Source organism: Bacteroides celer, assembly GCF_002632415.2.
Classification (GTDB): domain Bacteria; phylum Bacteroidota; class Bacteroidia; order Bacteroidales; family Bacteroidaceae; genus Bacteroides.
In genome coordinates, this window is the sequence record NZ_CP178209.1 from 2,207,960 (window position 1) to 2,223,609 (window position 15,650).

15 protein-coding genes are annotated in these 15,650 nt (G+C 39.6%); 11 read left to right on the forward strand and 4 right to left on the reverse strand.

Annotation, left to right across the window (positions count from 1 at the left end):
* Positions 1-131: 131 nt before the first annotated feature.
* Entirely contained in the window at positions 132-1,697 is a 1,566-nt protein-coding gene (locus CJF29_RS08490; protein WP_099146410.1) for an ATP-binding protein, read from the reverse strand.
* 154 nt (positions 1,698-1,851) lie between these two features.
* Between CJF29_RS08490 and CJF29_RS08495 the strand changes: the two genes are divergently transcribed.
* From CJF29_RS08495 to CJF29_RS08530, 8 genes are all read left to right on the forward strand, one after another.
* A complete protein-coding gene (locus CJF29_RS08495; protein WP_176553123.1) occupies positions 1,852-2,508 on the forward strand; it encodes a DUF2490 domain-containing protein in 657 nt (218 codons plus the stop codon).
* Between the two features lie 307 nt (positions 2,509-2,815).
* On the forward strand, positions 2,816-4,720 hold the full coding sequence (locus CJF29_RS08500; RefSeq protein WP_099146411.1) for a fimbrillin family protein: 1,905 nt from the start codon (positions 2,816-2,818) through the stop codon (positions 4,718-4,720).
* Positions 4,721-4,793: 73 nt separating this feature from the next.
* Positions 4,794-5,285, forward strand: coding sequence for a PaaI family thioesterase (locus tag CJF29_RS08505; protein WP_004296910.1), 492 nt, complete (start codon positions 4,794-4,796; stop codon positions 5,283-5,285).
* A 259-nt stretch (positions 5,286-5,544) separates the two neighbouring features.
* The gene (hisG, locus tag CJF29_RS08510; RefSeq protein ID WP_074637408.1) at positions 5,545-6,396 is read left to right on the forward strand and encodes an ATP phosphoribosyltransferase; all 852 of its coding nucleotides are present in this window, start codon (positions 5,545-5,547) and stop codon (positions 6,394-6,396) included.
* Between the two features lie 41 nt (positions 6,397-6,437).
* Positions 6,438-7,727 carry a histidinol dehydrogenase gene (hisD, locus tag CJF29_RS08515; RefSeq protein WP_074637406.1) on the forward strand — a complete coding sequence of 430 codons (1,290 nt, stop codon included), beginning with the start codon at positions 6,438-6,440 and terminating at the stop codon, positions 7,725-7,727.
* Between the two features lie 16 nt (positions 7,728-7,743).
* Positions 7,744-8,784: a histidinol-phosphate transaminase gene (gene hisC / locus CJF29_RS08520; RefSeq protein WP_099146412.1), complete on the forward strand. Its 1,041-nt coding sequence runs from the start codon at positions 7,744-7,746 to the stop codon at positions 8,782-8,784.
* A 3-nt stretch (positions 8,785-8,787) separates the two neighbouring features.
* Complete coding sequence (gene hisB / locus CJF29_RS08525) at positions 8,788-9,912, forward strand: bifunctional histidinol-phosphatase/imidazoleglycerol-phosphate dehydratase HisB (RefSeq protein WP_074637401.1); 1,125 nt, start codon at positions 8,788-8,790, stop codon at positions 9,910-9,912.
* Between the two features lie 25 nt (positions 9,913-9,937).
* Complete coding sequence (locus CJF29_RS08530) at positions 9,938-10,492, forward strand: dual specificity protein phosphatase family protein (RefSeq protein WP_074637399.1); 555 nt, start codon at positions 9,938-9,940, stop codon at positions 10,490-10,492.
* A gap of 209 nt (positions 10,493-10,701) precedes the next feature.
* Here CJF29_RS08530 and CJF29_RS08535 read toward each other — a convergent pair whose 3' ends face one another.
* Positions 10,702-12,627 (reverse strand): NAD(+) synthase, encoded by a 1,926-nt coding sequence (locus CJF29_RS08535; RefSeq protein WP_074556411.1) that lies wholly within the window; start codon positions 12,625-12,627, stop codon positions 10,702-10,704.
* Between the two features lie 221 nt (positions 12,628-12,848).
* Here CJF29_RS08535 and CJF29_RS08540 point away from each other — a divergent pair, with 221 nt between their 5' ends.
* The 3 genes from CJF29_RS08540 (at position 12,849) to CJF29_RS08550 (ending at position 14,590) form a co-directional block, all read left to right on the forward strand.
* Positions 12,849-13,277, forward strand: a complete 429-nt coding sequence (locus CJF29_RS08540) for a Fur family transcriptional regulator (RefSeq protein ID WP_074556412.1) — start codon at positions 12,849-12,851, stop codon at positions 13,275-13,277.
* A 22-nt stretch (positions 13,278-13,299) separates the two neighbouring features.
* A complete protein-coding gene (locus CJF29_RS08545; RefSeq protein WP_004297333.1) occupies positions 13,300-13,860 on the forward strand; it encodes an NADH peroxidase in 561 nt (186 codons plus the stop codon).
* Positions 13,861-13,954: 94 nt separating this feature from the next.
* On the forward strand, positions 13,955-14,590 hold the full coding sequence (locus CJF29_RS08550; protein WP_004312035.1) for a SagB/ThcOx family dehydrogenase: 636 nt from the start codon (positions 13,955-13,957) through the stop codon (positions 14,588-14,590).
* Positions 14,591-14,699: 109 nt separating this feature from the next.
* Here the strand turns inward: CJF29_RS08550 and CJF29_RS08555 are convergent, their stop codons facing one another.
* Both CJF29_RS08555 and trxA read right to left on the reverse strand, forming a co-directional pair.
* Positions 14,700-15,164, reverse strand: a complete 465-nt coding sequence (locus tag CJF29_RS08555) for a thioredoxin domain-containing protein (RefSeq protein WP_004306007.1) — start codon at positions 15,162-15,164, stop codon at positions 14,700-14,702.
* Positions 15,165-15,181: 17 nt separating this feature from the next.
* Positions 15,182-15,481: a thioredoxin gene (gene trxA, locus CJF29_RS08560; protein ID WP_004306008.1), complete on the reverse strand. Its 300-nt coding sequence runs from the start codon at positions 15,479-15,481 to the stop codon at positions 15,182-15,184.
* Positions 15,482-15,650: the final 169 nt, after the last annotated feature.

Here is a 15,650-nt window from a genome sequence, read left to right on the forward strand (position 1 = left end):
TTCAGGTATATTAGGTTAGATTGAAAAACACTTGTTTCCAAAAGAGGATAACAAGTGTTTATTTTCAATGGTATCGGTTTTTATTTCGGGAAGTTCGTAGCTACGATTCTTTCCGAAATGTTTTATCATATTTACCTCGTCTCTGCCAGCCAACGATTGATATTGCGAGTTTCCGCACTAAATTCCACTCCGATTTTTATTATTTCCCGATGGTCTTTCTGATAAGGAATCAGATATCCTTTCTCGTCAATTTGCTTCATCGCTTCTTCTGCTGTTCCATTTAATTTGAACTCAAACACATAGACATATTTCGGCGTTTTAACCATAGCATCGGCATGTCCACGGGTGCTGCGCACTTCCGCTTCCGTGAATTGTCCCATCAATTTGAATACGAGATAGAAGATAACCTGATAGTGGCGTTCAGTCTGGTCATTCAATTCATACGGAATATCGGCAAAGAAAGCTTCCAGACGGGTGAGGAAAGATTCGTAATCACCTTTCTCCAATTCATCAATGAATTTTCCAATATAAAATCCCTGATCATTGTTCTTCATCGGAGTGTAGAATGGCACAAGAAAGTTAATGAATCCGTAACGTACCTCATCGTTAGGAAAGTCAAGTAAATAATTATTAAACCGTCTGTCGTAATCCTTAATAGTCAAATATCCACTTTGATAAATCAGCGGTACGGGATTATTAGCATCCATTCTGTATTCTGCAAAAGAAGATGCAGGTGCTTCTATGCCATTTAATAAAGTACGGAGATCATACTCACTTTCTTGCAGTAGTTCAACCAAAAATGTCGGTGTGCCAGTCTGGAACCAATAGCTACCCAACTCCAGTTTGCTGAAAGCATTCAACACACTGAACGGATTGAATACTCCTGCACCATCCGGATGAAAATGATAGCCGTCATAGTTGCGTTCCATTGCTGTGACTACCTCTTCTGGAGTCTGATGATTTTTGTGCCCGAAAGCTTCAATTTCGGGTTCGAAAGTACTCTTTAGTTCTTCACGGGTGATGCCGCAAAGTGTGGCGTAAGAATAGTCGAGACTAATATCATTCAACTGATTCAAATCGCTGAATACGCTGACTTGTGAGAACTTCGTAACTCCGGTCAGGAAAACAAAACGGAGATATGCGTCGGCGCTTTTTAGTACTCCATAAAAGGCTTTTAATGTCTGACGATAGTCTTCGAATAAATTCGGACGGGTAATAGCCTGCAAAAGCGGTTTGTCGTATTCGTCCACCAATACGACGACACCTTTTCCTGTTTTCAAGGAAGCTTGTTCGATTACATAACTAAAGCGCTCCTCAGGGCTACGGTCTTTTTTCTCATTGCCGTAAATAGCTTCCCATTTTTCTAAATATTGGTTTAGCATTGCAATTAAATCTGCTGCCGTTTCATATTTTTTGGCATTCAGATCAAGATGTAAAACAGGATGTTGTTCCCATTTCGTCTCCAGTTGTTCAATAGCCAAACCATCGAATAGCTCTTTTTTTCCTTGAAAATAAGCATCGAATGTAGAAATTAATAAGCTTTTACCAAAGCGACGCGGCCTGCTTAGAAAATATGGCTTTCCTAGGTTAGCCATACGCCATACAAGTGCTGTTTTATCCACATAAAGATAATTATCCTTCCGTATCCCTTCGAATGTCTGTATTCCAATAGGAAGTTTACGCATCAAGTTGTCCATATCCGATGATTTTAGAGTTTCTTAGGCAAAGATACAATATGCAAATGAGAATTTAGGCAGAAGACGAACATAATCTTTTCAGAATAAATTCAGTATTGTGCCTTTCTTTTGCCGGAGATAATTTGTTATCTTTGTAACTTTAACCCGAAAATCAATGAGTAGAATATTATTAAATACTAAGACTTGGCTATTATTTGTGCTGTTGCTTGGAATATCATTTTCTGCATGGGCACAAAGTGACGATTTTAATACATGGACTAAATTCAAGGTAAACCATAAGATAGATTCCCGGTTTTCAGTTTCAGGTGATTTGGAATTGCGCATGAAAGATGATGTGAGTAAATTGGATCGTTGGGGACTTATTGTTGGTGGAAGTTACCGGCCCTATTCATTTTTGAATCTGGGTGTTGGCTATGAAACCCATCTTCGGAATTTGGGTGACTCGGACTGGAAATTCAGGCATCGCTATCATATAACTGCTACTGCCAGTTTTCGTTATCAATGGTTGAAAGTAGCTGTAAGGGAAAGATTTCAGCAGACTTTTGATCGTGGCAACTCTGAAACTCGTTTGCGTTCCCGCTTGAAATTATCTTATGCTCCTACAAAAGGAATTGTTTCTCCCTATTTCTCTGTTGAAATCTATCAGAGTTTGGATGACGTTTCTTTTTGGAGAGCCGATCGTATGCGTTATCGTCCCGGAGTAGAAATAGCTTTGGCCAAACGTTGGTCGTTGGATGCATTCTATTGTTATCAATATGCATCTTCGCAAGGCAGACACATTGCCGGAATAGAAGTGGGATATTCTTTCTGAAATTAGTAGGCTCTTAATATAATAATGTGAGAGTTTAATTCTTTGTTCCTGACTAGTCGTTTGTAACTTGTTGATTGTTTGCGTTATAGATGAAAAATGTAAAATTTTCCTATAGAAACTATACTTCGACTTAATATAATTATATACTTTTGCTTTCAAGACATCAAAATGATATCTTGAAATTGATGATTCCTCAGTACAACAGACGTGTTGTTCAGTATCCCATAACCGAAAGCGAATACTTCCTCTTATGCCATTCTTTCTGTTCAATCAAAAGTTTCTATTGGGAAATTAAAAAATAAATGTGATGAAACTATTTTATAATCTACAAAGGGGCGTGGGTTTACTTGTTTTTTGTTCTATCTTGCTTAGTGCTTGTGTGAACCATATTTCGGAGGAAGAGGAGGATAGTGTTAATAATGGAGATATTCCATTGAAATTTATTGCCGATATTCGTGAGTCAGTTAGTACCCGTATGGCAAATAATAACTTTGCTGAAGGGGATGAAGTCGGCCTGTTTGCTCTTGCCGGAACTACTACAATGCAAGAAGAACGTTATGTGGATAATCTTCATTTCATACGTTCATCCAATGGTGAGTTTGAATCTAACGAGTCAGTATTCTATCCGGATGATGGAGTTACATTGAATTTAATCAGTTATTATCCTTATCAAAAGAGTGGAGTGGCGATAGGAGAAAGTACAATGCAGGTGGCAGTTGCGACGACCCAAAATATTTCCGACGATTATTCACATTCCGATTTCCTGATTGCTTCTAAAGAAGAGGTGTTAGCCAGTAAGGAGGCGGTCACTCTGACCTATAATCATCAGTTTTTTCGTCTGAAAATTGTTCTTATTCCTGGAGAGGGGGAGAATCTGGAAGATATGTTATCCGTTAATCCTACGCTTTCGGTGAGTGGCTTTTATACTAAAACGAGTTATGATTTTCAGAAAAAGACTTTCTCTGGTTATTCCGAAGAGAAAGATATTACTCCTGCAGGAGAATGGGAGATAAAAGATGGTCGACTGATAGGAAAAGAATTGATTCTGATACCTCAGGAGGCGACTCCGGGATACCAATACATAGCGTTGGAAGCTGCAGGAAAATTATATACCAGTCTATTACCATCTACTTTGCAATTAAAAAGTGGAAAGCAGCGCGAATTGGAAATAAAGTTTGTATCAGCCGAAGATGTATTAATGAGTAAAGTGAATGGGGAAATCGGAGATTGGGACGGAACCGAAATAGATCATACAGAATCGGTCACGCTTCATAAATACATAGATGTTTCGAAGTTGACTTTTGAAAAGTCGAATGTGTATAAAGTGTTACATTCAGGAAAGCAAGTAGCCGAAATATGTAAGGAGTATCTTGTTACTTCGGAATTTTCTTCGCAGGCAATCGTTGTCTATCCGATGAAAAAAGATGGTAGTGTGGACTTATCTCAAGGTGTTGTGGCACAGTTACTAGGGAAATCCGGAAAAGTGAATGGAGGAAGCGTATCATGGAATATGGAAGATCACTCATTGGCCTATGTTGACGGAACTTTGCCGATTCGTAATAATGTATATGTGATGGCAGACGGAACCGTTTCTTTATCCGTTACAATGGCAGATGACATACTACCAGTTTTGGCATTGGAAGATATCGTTCGTGATGTACGTGGAGGAGTCATTCATAATTATCCGTTAGTGAAGATCGGAACTCAATATTGGATGCGGGATAATCTGGAGGTATCTTCCTATGTCGACGGTGAAGCACTTCCCAGACTGGATGCAGTGACAACGAATGTTGTCGGATATCTGCAATCTGCTACGGAACACTATTTTTATACAGCTAATGTAGTACTTTCTAATAAAATTCTACCTATTCATTGGAGTATACCGGATTGGAAAGACTGGAATATTTTAAAAGATTATCTGAATGGAGAGGCTTCTTTGCTGAAATCAGGTACTTGGTTACCTTTGAAAGCAGGAGAACAGGTACAGCCTGCAACTAACTTATCCGGTTTTAATGGAATACCTGTAGGAATGTATGTGGGGGCTTTTCAAACTGATTACGAGAAAAAACATCTGGCATATTGGACACTGGATAATGCGAATGCCGCTATCGATACTAAGGTTTTCTATCTGAAAAGTGATACGGATATCATTGAAGAATCTAATGCAGGTATTGATACAAAAGCCTTTGCCATTCGTTGCATAAGAAAGTAAATCGACGAAAAAGGCTTCTCTTTTCCATAAATTGCTTATATTTGGGAAGTAAAACTAACTAAAAGAGAGAACTATGAAGAAGATAATAAACCCCTGGAAAGGTTTGGAAGGGTACAACTGCTTTGGTTGTGCTTCCAATAATGAAGCCGGATTAAAAATGGAATTTTACGAAGATGGTGACGAAGTGGTAAGCATTTGGAAACCACGTCCCGAATATCAAGGCTGGATTGATACCTTGCATGGCGGTATTCAAGCTGTTTTGATGGATGAAATCTGTGCCTGGGTTATACTTCGTAAACTACAAACCACGGGGGTGACGTCGAAGATGGAAACTCGTTACCGGAAATCGATTGATACCAAAGATTCTCATATAGTACTGCGTGCGTCTATTAAAGAGGTAAAGCGTAACATCGTTATTGTTGAAGCAAAGTTATATAATAAGGATGGAGAAGTATGTACAGAATCAGTTTGTACTTACTTTACTTTCTCGAAAGAAAAGTCGAAAGATGAAATGCATTTTTCGAAATGCGATGTAGAATCGGAAGAGATATTACCATTAATTTGAAATAAAAACTCAAGTTTTTGTGATAAATGTTTGGTAGTATCAAACAAATGCTTTACTTTTGTCGCAGTTAATAAAAGAAATATGAAATATACAGCTACACATCATCATCATCATTTTCCTAACGAATAATCGGTGGGCGTGGATGATATTGTGTATAACTATATAAACGATAACGAAGGCTTACCGAATACGGTAAGCCTTTTTTGTTTTTTCAACGCAGATTGTATTTGTAATTAATAATTAGTAATTAAATAAAGTCATGTTAAGAATCGCAGTACAAGCCAAAGGACGTCTCTTCGAAGAGACAATGGCACTTTTAGAAGAGTCAGATATCAAGTTAAGCACTACTAAACGTACCTTGTTGGTACAGTCTTCTAACTTTCCTATCGAAGTTCTATTTCTTCGTGATGATGATATTCCGCAAACGGTAGCTACTGGGGTAGCTGATTTGGGAATTGTTGGTGAGAACGAGTTTATGGAAAAGGAGGAAGATGCAGAAATCGTCAAACGTCTGGGATTCAGCAAATGTCGCCTGTCACTGGCTATGCCGAAGGACATTGAATATCCCGGTTTGTCATGGTTTGAAGGCAAGAAGATTGCTACCTCTTATCCGGTGATTCTTCGTAACTTCCTGAAAAAAAATAATGTAAATGCTGAAATACATGTGATAACCGGTTCGGTAGAGGTGTCTCCGGGTATTGGATTGGCTGATGCCATTTTTGATATTGTAAGCTCCGGTTCTACTTTGGTCAGCAACCGTTTGAAAGAAGTGGAAGTTGTAATGAAGTCGGAAGCATTGTTGATTGGCAACAAGAACATGAGCGAAGAGAAAAAAGAAGTGCTCGAAGAATTGCTGTTCCGTATGAACGCAGTAAAAACAGCCGAAGATAAAAAATATGTATTGATGAATGCTCCAAAAGACAAACTGGAAGAAATCATAGCTGTATTGCCCGGTATGAAGAGTCCTACAGTGATGCCATTGGCACAGCAAGGCTGGTGTTCTGTTCATACAGTACTTGATGAAAAACGTTTTTGGGAAATCATCGGAAAACTGAAAGGACTGGGAGCAGAAGGTATTTTGGTACTGCCGATTGAAAAGATGATTGTATAAATAGATAGGAACGAAAATTCGTTCCTAATAAAATATGAACCATGAAATTGATTAAATATCCCTCAAAAGAGCAATGGACGGAACTTTTGAAACGTCCGGCACTAAATACGGAAAGTTTGTTCGATACTGTTCGTTCTATTATAAATAAGGTAAGGACAGAAGGCGATAAAGCGGTATTGGAATATGAGGCTGCTTTTGATAAAGTAACCTTGTCCGCACTTGCTGTGACTCCTGAAGAGGTTCAAGCCGCTGGGACATTAGTAAACGATGAACTGAAAGCTGCCATTTCTTTAGCTAAACAAAACATTGAAATATTCCACTCTTCCCAGCGTTTTGTCGGGAAGAAAGTAGAGACTATGAATGGGGTAACTTGCTGGCAAAAATCAGTGGGAATCGAAAAGGTCGGCTTATATATTCCGGGTGGAACAGCACCGCTTTTCTCAACTGTATTAATGTTGGCTGTCCCGGCTAAAATTGCAGGATGCAAGGAAATCGTACTTTGCACGCCTCCCGATAAAAATGGGAATATTCATCCGGCTATCCTTTTTGCTGCGCAACTGGCAGGTGTCAGCAAAATATTCAAGGCTGGTGGTGTGCAGGCTATTGCTGCTATGGCCTATGGAACGGAGAGTGTCCCCAAAGTATATAAGATATTTGGTCCTGGCAATCAATATGTGACAGCCGCCAAACAGTTGGTAAGCTTGCGTGATGTAGCTATCGATATGCCTGCCGGTCCTTCAGAAGTGGAAGTTCTGGCTGATGCATCTGCCAATCCGGTTTTTGTGGCAGCAGATCTTTTGTCACAGGCAGAACACGGAATAGATAGCCAGGCTATATTGATTACCACTTCCGAGAAACTGCAAACAGAGGTGATGGCAGAAGTGGAGCGTCAATTAGCAGAACTTCCCCGTCGTGAAATTGCAGCGAAATCACTGGAGAATAGTAAATTGATTTTAGTGAAGGATCTGGATGAAGCATTGGAACTGACTAACGCGTATGCTCCGGAACATCTAATCATAGAAACGGAAAACTATATGGAAGTGGCCGAACGTGTGATAAATGCAGGTTCTGTCTTCTTAGGTTCGTTAACTCCCGAGAGTGCCGGCGACTATGCTTCCGGAACGAATCACACCCTGCCGACCAACGGTTATGCCAAAGCCTATAGTGGTGTAAGTCTGGATAGTTTTATCCGTAAGATTACATTTCAGGAAATTCTCCCGGAAGGAATAAAAGCTATCGGTCCTGCTATTGAAGAGATGGCGGCTAATGAACAGCTGGATGCACATAAAAATGCCGTCACAGTTCGTCTGAAAGCAATTCAAAATTCATAATTTAAAACTTAAAGAAGTGAAAACGTTACAAGAACTAACCCGGCCGAATATCTGGAAATTAAACCCCTACTCTTCGGCACGAGATGAATATAAAGGAGTTACAGCCTCTGTTTTCTTGGATGCAAACGAGAACCCCTACAATACGCCTCATAACCGCTATCCGGATCCTATGCAGTGCGAACTGAAGACGTTGTTGTCGAAAATCAAAAAAATATCCCCTGAACATATTTTTCTTGGAAACGGTAGCGATGAGGCCATCGACTTGGTTTTTCGTGCATTCTGCGAACCGGGAAAAGATAATGTCGTAGCCATCGACCCTACTTATGGTATGTATCAGGTTTGTGCCGATGTGAACGATGTGGAATATCGGAAAGTATTACTGGATGATGACTTCCAGTTCTCTGCCGATAAACTGCTGGCGGCTACCGACGAACACACCAAATTGATTTTCCTTTGTTCGCCTAATAATCCGACAGGAAATGATTTGCTCCGTTCTGAAATAGAAAAGGTGCTTTGTCAGTTCGAAGGATTGGTGATGCTGGATGAGGCTTATAATGATTTTTCCCAGGCTCCGTCTTTCCTCGAAGAGCTGGATAAATACCCCAACCTTGTCGTATTCCAGACCTTCTCCAAGGCTTGGGGATGTGCTGCAATTCGCTTGGGAATGGCTTTTGCTTCCAAAGAAATTATAGACATTCTTAGTAAAATCAAATATCCCTATAATGTCAATCAGTTGACTCAAAAACAAGCTATTTCTATGTTGCATAAGCACTATGAGATAGAACGTTGGGTGAAAACATTGAAGGAAGAACGTGATTATCTGGAAGCGGAATTTGAAAAACTTCCATGTACCATCAAATTGTTTCCTTCTGACGCCAACTTCTTTTTGGCTAAAGTGACAGATGCTGTGAAGATATACAACTATTTGGTCAGTGAAGGAATCATAGTGCGTAATCGTCATAATATTTCACTTTGTTGCAACTGTTTGCGTGTAACTGTCGGTACTCGTGTAGAAAATAATACCCTACTGGCCGCCCTTAAAAACTATCAAGGATAATTTATGAAGAAGAAAGTATTATTTATCGATAGAGATGGTACGTTGGTAATCGAACCTCCCATTGATTATCAGCTCGATTCATTGGAAAAACTGGAATTCTATCCGAAGGTATTCCGTAATTTGGGTTTCATCCGTAGTAAACTTGACTTTGAATTTGTAATGGTCACCAATCAAGACGGATTGGGTACAGCTTCTTTTCCGGAAGAAACATTTTGGCCTGCCCATAATCTGATGCTTAAAACATTGGAAGGAGAAGGAATAACTTTTGATGAAATTCTGATAGACCGCAGCTTTCCTGAAGATAATGCGACCACTCGTAAACCGCGTACCGGAATGTTGACGAAGTATCTGAACAACCCGGAATACGATCTTGCAGAGAGCTTTGTTATCGGTGACCGTCCTACGGATGTGGAACTAGCCAAAAATCTGGGTTGCCGTGCCATCTATCTGCAAGATTCAACAGAAGGCCTGAAAGAAAAAGGATTGGAAGAAGTCTGTACTCTTGCAACCACCGACTGGGACCAGATAGCCGAGTTCCTTTTTGCCGGTGAACGAAAAGCGGAAGTACACCGCACCACAAAAGAAACTGATATTTATGTGTCTTTGAATCTGGATGGAAACGGCACCTGCGATATTTCTACCGGTCTTGGTTTCTTCGATCATATGCTCGAACAGATTGGAAAGCATTCCGGCATTGACTTGACCATCCGTGTTAAAGGAGATTTGGAAGTAGATGAACATCACACGATCGAAGATACCGCTATTGCATTGGGCGAATGTATCTATCAGGCTTTAGGTAGCAAACGAGGGATTGAACGTTATGGTTATGCCTTGCCGATGGATGATTGTCTTTGTCAGGTTTGTCTGGACTTCGGTGGTCGTCCTTGGCTGGTTTGGGATGCTGAATTCAAGCGTGAAAAAATAGGAGAGATGCCAACAGAAATGTTCCTTCATTTCTTTAAATCATTGAGCGATGCAGCGAAGATGAATCTGAATATCAAAGCCGAAGGACAGAATGAACATCATAAAATAGAAGGAATTTTTAAAGCTCTCGCACGTGCACTAAAGATGGCATTGAAACGTGATATCTATCATTTTGAACTTCCATCCAGTAAAGGAGTTCTTTAATTTTTTAATAATAACATATAAACTTATGCAGAAAAGAGTCCTGTTAAGTCTATTGGGAACAGTTTTGTCTGTCTTTCTTTTCGGTCAGAATCTGAAAGCAGATAAGATCACTCTACCTGACAGTGATTTAACGAATCTGTATAGAATCGATTCAGGTGTATACCGTTCAGAACAACCTTCAAAGGATGACTTTAAAGCTTTGGAAAAGTATGGTATTGGAGAAGTGCTCAACTTGCGTAACAGGCATAGTGATGATGATGAAGCAAAAGGAACGAATATCAAGCTTTATCGGGTGAAAACTAAAGCACATTCGATTAGTGAAGAAGAATTGATACAGGCATTACGCATTATTAAAAATCGTAATGCGCCTATCATTTTTCATTGTCACCATGGCTCTGATCGTACAGGAGCTGTTTGTGCGCTTTATCGTATCGTCTTTCAGAATGTCTCAAAAGAAGATGCAATCCGTGAAATGATAGAAGGAGAGTATGGCTTTCATCGTATTTATAAAAACATCATTCGAAGGATTAAAGAAGCAGATATAGAGCAAATAAGAAGAAGGGTTATGTCGGCAGAGTAACTTTAGTTCGTATGCTTTATACAAATGTATCGGATTAAATGATTGTTTAATAGTGATTTATCTGTTACGCTATTCTCAAAGTATTCTCACGCTTATGAGAAAAAATTCTCACCGTGATGAGAAGATTTTCTCATAGGCATGAGAATTCTTTCTCATCACAGCAAGAATACTTTGAGAATTATAGATTATGATAATCTGTATTATAATACTTATAAATTCTCTATTTCTTTGAGCCACATAGCTGAACTTGCATCACTAGGCATCCTCCAGTCTCCTCGTGGGCTAATAGAAATGCTTCCTACTTTAGGTCCATCGGGCAGACAGGAACGTTTGAATTGCTGATTAAAGAAGCGGCGGAAAAAAGTATAAAGCCATTTCTTGATGGTTTCTTCGTCATAGACATCTTTGAAGGCAATATTTGCCAGAAAGAATATCTTGGATGGGCGGAAACCACAACGTAAGAAATAATAAAGGAAGAAGTCATGCAGCTCATAAGGACCTACCAAATCTTCTGTTTTTTGTTTAATCTCTCCGTTTTCATCTGCAGGAATCAGTTCCGGACTAATGGGAGTGTCTACTATATCAAGTAAAGTCGCTTTTGAATTTTCATCTATACCGTTTTCCGCTACCCATTGTACTAGGTACTTCACCAGAGTTTTCGGTACACTTGCATTTACTCCGTACATAGACATGTGATCGCCGTTGTAGGTTGCCCATCCCAGTGCAAGTTCTGATAAATCTCCTGTGCCAATAACCATTCCCCAAGTTTGATTAGCTACGTCCATCAATATTTGGGTACGTTCCCGCGCCTGCGAATTCTCGTATGTAACGTCATGTACATTTATATCATGGTTTATATCTTTGAAATGCTGGATGCAGGCATCTTTTATACTGATTTCACGAATCGAAATACCTAACGATTTCATCAGGTCAATAGCATTGTGATATGTACGATCTGTTGTTCCGAAACCTGGCATTGTGATTCCGAGGATATCTTTCCGGGACAATCCCAACTTATCAAAAGTCTTCACGCAAACAAGCAGTGCGAGTGTTGAATCCAATCCACCGGAAATGCCAACTACGGCAGTTTTAGCTCCGGTATGAACCAATCTTTGTGCCAGTCCGGCTATCTGAATGGAGAATACTTCTTCGCAATGCTCGTTCAGTTCTGCTCCCTGCGGCACAAAGGGATGGGAATTGAACTTGCGGGTTAAGGTCAGTTCTTTGCTCTTGACAAATTCTGTTGCAATGGAAACGGCCTTTTTATCTTCTAGATTACCTTGATTGGCGGCAAAAGTGGTGTTTATCCTGCGCTCTGCCCGGATGCGTTCTACATCTATTTCACTGATAATAAGTTGTTCTTTCATACTGAAACGTTCACTGCGTGCAAGAAGTGAACCGTTTTCATAAATCAGTCCATTACCTGCAAAAACGACATCAGTAGTAGACTCTCCAAAGCCACAGGATGAGAATACATATCCGGCAATGCAACGTGCAGATTGCTGGCTGATGAGAGAGCAGAGATAATTGTTCTTTCCAATACCTTCATTATCTGCAGACATATTGAAGATAATTTCTGCTCCTTGCAGTGCCAATGAAGAACTGGGAGGGATGGTAGACCAAAGGTCTTCACATATTTCAATACCAAAGGTCGTATCCGAAGTTTCAAATAGCAAATTGGCACCTATCGGAACTACTTGTCCGCAAAGCCGTACGTTATTGGTTGTCAGTTGAAGTGCCGAAGTGAACCAGCGTTGTTCATAGAATTCTTTATAATTTGGCAGATAAGTCTTGGCAGCAACTCCCAATACTTTCCCTTTCTGAATCACTACGGCTGCATTGATTACTGTCGAATTGACAATAACAGGCATGCCAACAATAGAAATAATGTCTAATTGACGAGTATTATTAAGGATTTGCATCAGCCCCATTTCTGCCTCTTCAAGCAAAAGCTGCTGTCCAAACAGGTCGCCACAAGTATATCCGGTAATACTCATTTCTGGAAATACGATCATTTGCACTCCTTTACCTTCGGCTACCGCAATCAGACTTTCTATCTTCTCTGCATTAAATTTACAGTCTGCCACTTTTACGTGTGGCACAGCTGCAGCTACTTTTACGAATCCGTAGTTCATCTTATACCTTGTTTATATATAATGGATGCAAAAATAGGAAATTGTTTTGAATTAAGTTGAATTGGCCGGCTTATTTGAATAAACATATGTCTAAAGATATAAGCTTTTTATTTTATGATATATAAAAAAACAAAGATTTATTTGGAAATAAAACAAAGACTTTTTATCTTTGCATTGAATTAATATTTGTAATAAATACAAATATGTAATAATGGAGAATAATGAAACCATACGAACGATTATTAGAACATAATATCAAGCCGTCTATGCAGCGTATCGCTATCATGGAATATCTGATGGATAATCCAATTCATCCATCAGCTGATGATATATATACTGCACTATCTCCCTCGATGCCGACACTTTCAAAAACTACGGTTTATAATACATTGAAATTGTTTTCGGAGCAAGGAGCGGCCTTGATGCTTACGATTGATGAGAAGAATACGAACTTTGACGCAGACACTTCCGTACATTCTCATTTTTTGTGCAAGCGTTGTGGACACATTTATGATCTGAAATGCCCGGAAGCCATAAAGAAAGTGGAGAATGTAGACATGGACGGTCATCAGGTATCGGAAGTTCATTATTATTATAAAGGTATTTGCAAGAATTGCTTAAGTAAAGATAAAGAAACACGTATTGACTAATTAATTTAAAATTGAGAAGAAAATGAAAAAATTTAGATGTACTGTATGCGGTTACGTTCATGAAGGTGACGCAGCTCCTGAAAAATGTCCTTTGTGTAAAGCTCCTGCCAGCAAATTCGTAGAAGTTGTTGAGGTAGAAGGTGGCGCATTGTCTTTTGCTGACGAACACGTTATTGGTGTGGCAAAAGGTTGTGACGAAGAAATGATTAAGGACCTGAACAATCACTTTATGGGAGAATGTACTGAAGTTGGTATGTATTTGGCTATGAGCCGTCAGGCAGACCGTGAAGGTTATCCTGAAGTAGCTGAAGCTTTCAAACGTTACGCTTGGGAAGAAGCTGAACATGCTGCTAAGTTTGCAGAATTGTTGGGCGACTGTGTATGGGATACTAAAACGAACCTGCAGAAACGTAAAGATGCTGAACAAGGTGCATGCGAAGACAAAAAACGTATCGCAACTCGTGCTAAAGCTCTGAATCTGGATGCTATCCATGACACTGTACACGAAATGTGCAAAGACGAAGCTCGTCATGGTAAAGGTTTTGAAGGATTGTACAACCGTTATTTCGGTGATAAGAAATAATTAAACCTAATAAACTCTTAAAAGGTCTGTATTCTGCAACGAATACAGACCTTTTTTATTTATATTTGTCTATCAATTTTTAAATACCACAGTTATGAGAAAAGTACAACTATTGTTAGTTTGTTTAATGCTTTCAGCGGCTGCTTTTGCTGCTGATAAGGTGATTAAATTGCCGAAGCCTAATTTAAACCGTACCGGTGCGGTGATGAAGGCATTGTCTGAACGACATTCAACTCGCGAGTATGCTTCTAAATCATTGAGTCTGTCGGATCTGTCTGATTTGTTATGGGCTGCTAATGGGATAAACCGTAAGGAATCCGGAATGAGAACAGCTCCGTCGGCGTTGAATAAGCAGGATGTGGATGTATATGTAGTATTACCTGAAGGAAGTTATCTGTATGATGCTAAAAATCATCAGTTGACTCTGGTTGCTGAAGGAGATCATCGTGGAGCAGTAGCCGGTGGACAGGCATTTGTGAAAACAGCTCCGGTGTCTTTGGTGTTAATCAGTGATCTTTCCAGATTTGGAGATGCGAAGAGTGCACGCAGCCAGTTGATGGGGGCTATGGATTCCGGCATCGTTTCTCAAAATATTTCAATATTCTGTTCCGCTGCTAACATAGCAACAGTGCCACGCGCTTCGATGGACAATGAACAATTGAAGAAAGTTTTGAAATTGAAAGATAGCCAAATGCCAATGATGAATCATCCTGTGGGATACTTCAAATAAGGATTGGCAAGATATACAAAAGAGTGACGGTATCCTTGCGGGATACCGTCACTCTTTTCCTATTATAGCGTTACTATCCCGACCGGATAGCGTCACTATATTTTCTTCTTTACTTCAAGAGAAATTCATCAATCGCTTTTTTGTAAGTTGCCTTGTCAGCAGCTCCACGGAAAAGCTGTGGATCTCCTTTCATGGGAATGAATACAAACAATGGAATACTTGTTGCATTAAATAAAGCTGCCAGTTCTTTTTGTTTATCTACATTGACTTTGTAGATGACAATTTTTCCGGCATATTCCTTTGCCAATTCTTTCATGATAGGAGCTGTTTGGCGACATGGTCCGCACCAATCTGCATATAGGTCGATGATGGCGGGCTTATTACCTTTATAATTCCACTCCTTTGATTTCTCATAATCGAAGACGTCTTTCAGAAACATTTCTTTGTCCATTACGACGACTTCACCGTTACCTGTTACCTCTTTTTTACCTTGATTGGTTTCCCTACTGTCATTGAATGCGTATACAATCACGCTTGCCATGACGAGGGCTACCATTACTAATACTTTCTTCATTCGTTATTATTATCTTTTTATGTATAATGCTTCTCGATAACCCCTTGCAGTTCGCTACTATGGATTACGCCGGAATGTCTCCAGACAGCCTCTCCATTCTTGAACAGTATAAAGGTCGGTACAGCTTGTATGCGATATTTAGTAGCCAGGTCTTCATGCTGGTCAACGTCTATCTTTGCAATACGTGCTTTATCTCCCACAATAAGTTTTAGTTCTTCTAAAACCGGTTTCATTGCTTTGCAAGGTCCACACCATTCTGCAAAGAAATCAACTAAAACGGGCACTGGTGACTGTATTAAATCTTCAAATTTTTCCATAATCTTTTCTTTCTTAGAGTTAAAAAGCAGTCTTTGAAGACCGCAAATATAATTTCTATTTTATTATAATAACGAAAAAAAGTCGTTTTTGTTCACGGAATAGTAATCGTAGAGTCATCATCTTGTAATGTGAAAGAGGGAACTTTGCGTATCGAAAAATAATAGAACT

What these genes read in the sequence shown, in the direction of transcription:
- CJF29_RS08490 (WP_099146410.1), bottom strand. Translation starts at nt 1,697, where the DNA reads ATGGACAACTTGATGCGTAAACTTCCTATTGGAATACAGACATTCGAA.
- CJF29_RS08495 (WP_176553123.1), top strand. Translation starts at nt 1,852, where the DNA reads ATGAGTAGAATATTATTAAATACTAAGACTTGGCTATTATTTGTGCTG.
- CJF29_RS08500 (WP_099146411.1), top strand. Translation starts at nt 2,816, where the DNA reads ATGAAACTATTTTATAATCTACAAAGGGGCGTGGGTTTACTTGTTTTT.
- CJF29_RS08505 (WP_004296910.1), top strand. Translation starts at nt 4,794, where the DNA reads ATGAAGAAGATAATAAACCCCTGGAAAGGTTTGGAAGGGTACAACTGC.
- hisG (WP_074637408.1), top strand. Translation starts at nt 5,545, where the DNA reads ATGTTAAGAATCGCAGTACAAGCCAAAGGACGTCTCTTCGAAGAGACA.
- hisD (WP_074637406.1), top strand. Translation starts at nt 6,438, where the DNA reads ATGAAATTGATTAAATATCCCTCAAAAGAGCAATGGACGGAACTTTTG.
- hisB (WP_074637401.1), top strand. Translation starts at nt 8,788, where the DNA reads ATGAAGAAGAAAGTATTATTTATCGATAGAGATGGTACGTTGGTAATC.
- CJF29_RS08530 (WP_074637399.1), top strand. Translation starts at nt 9,938, where the DNA reads ATGCAGAAAAGAGTCCTGTTAAGTCTATTGGGAACAGTTTTGTCTGTC.
- CJF29_RS08535 (WP_074556411.1), bottom strand. Translation starts at nt 12,627, where the DNA reads ATGAACTACGGATTCGTAAAAGTAGCTGCAGCTGTGCCACACGTAAAA.
- CJF29_RS08540 (WP_074556412.1), top strand. Translation starts at nt 12,849, where the DNA reads ATGAAACCATACGAACGATTATTAGAACATAATATCAAGCCGTCTATG.
- CJF29_RS08545 (WP_004297333.1), top strand. Translation starts at nt 13,300, where the DNA reads ATGAAAAAATTTAGATGTACTGTATGCGGTTACGTTCATGAAGGTGAC.
- CJF29_RS08550 (WP_004312035.1), top strand. Translation starts at nt 13,955, where the DNA reads ATGAGAAAAGTACAACTATTGTTAGTTTGTTTAATGCTTTCAGCGGCT.
- CJF29_RS08555 (WP_004306007.1), bottom strand. Translation starts at nt 15,164, where the DNA reads ATGAAGAAAGTATTAGTAATGGTAGCCCTCGTCATGGCAAGCGTGATT.
- trxA (WP_004306008.1), bottom strand. Translation starts at nt 15,481, where the DNA reads ATGGAAAAATTTGAAGATTTAATACAGTCACCAGTGCCCGTTTTAGTT.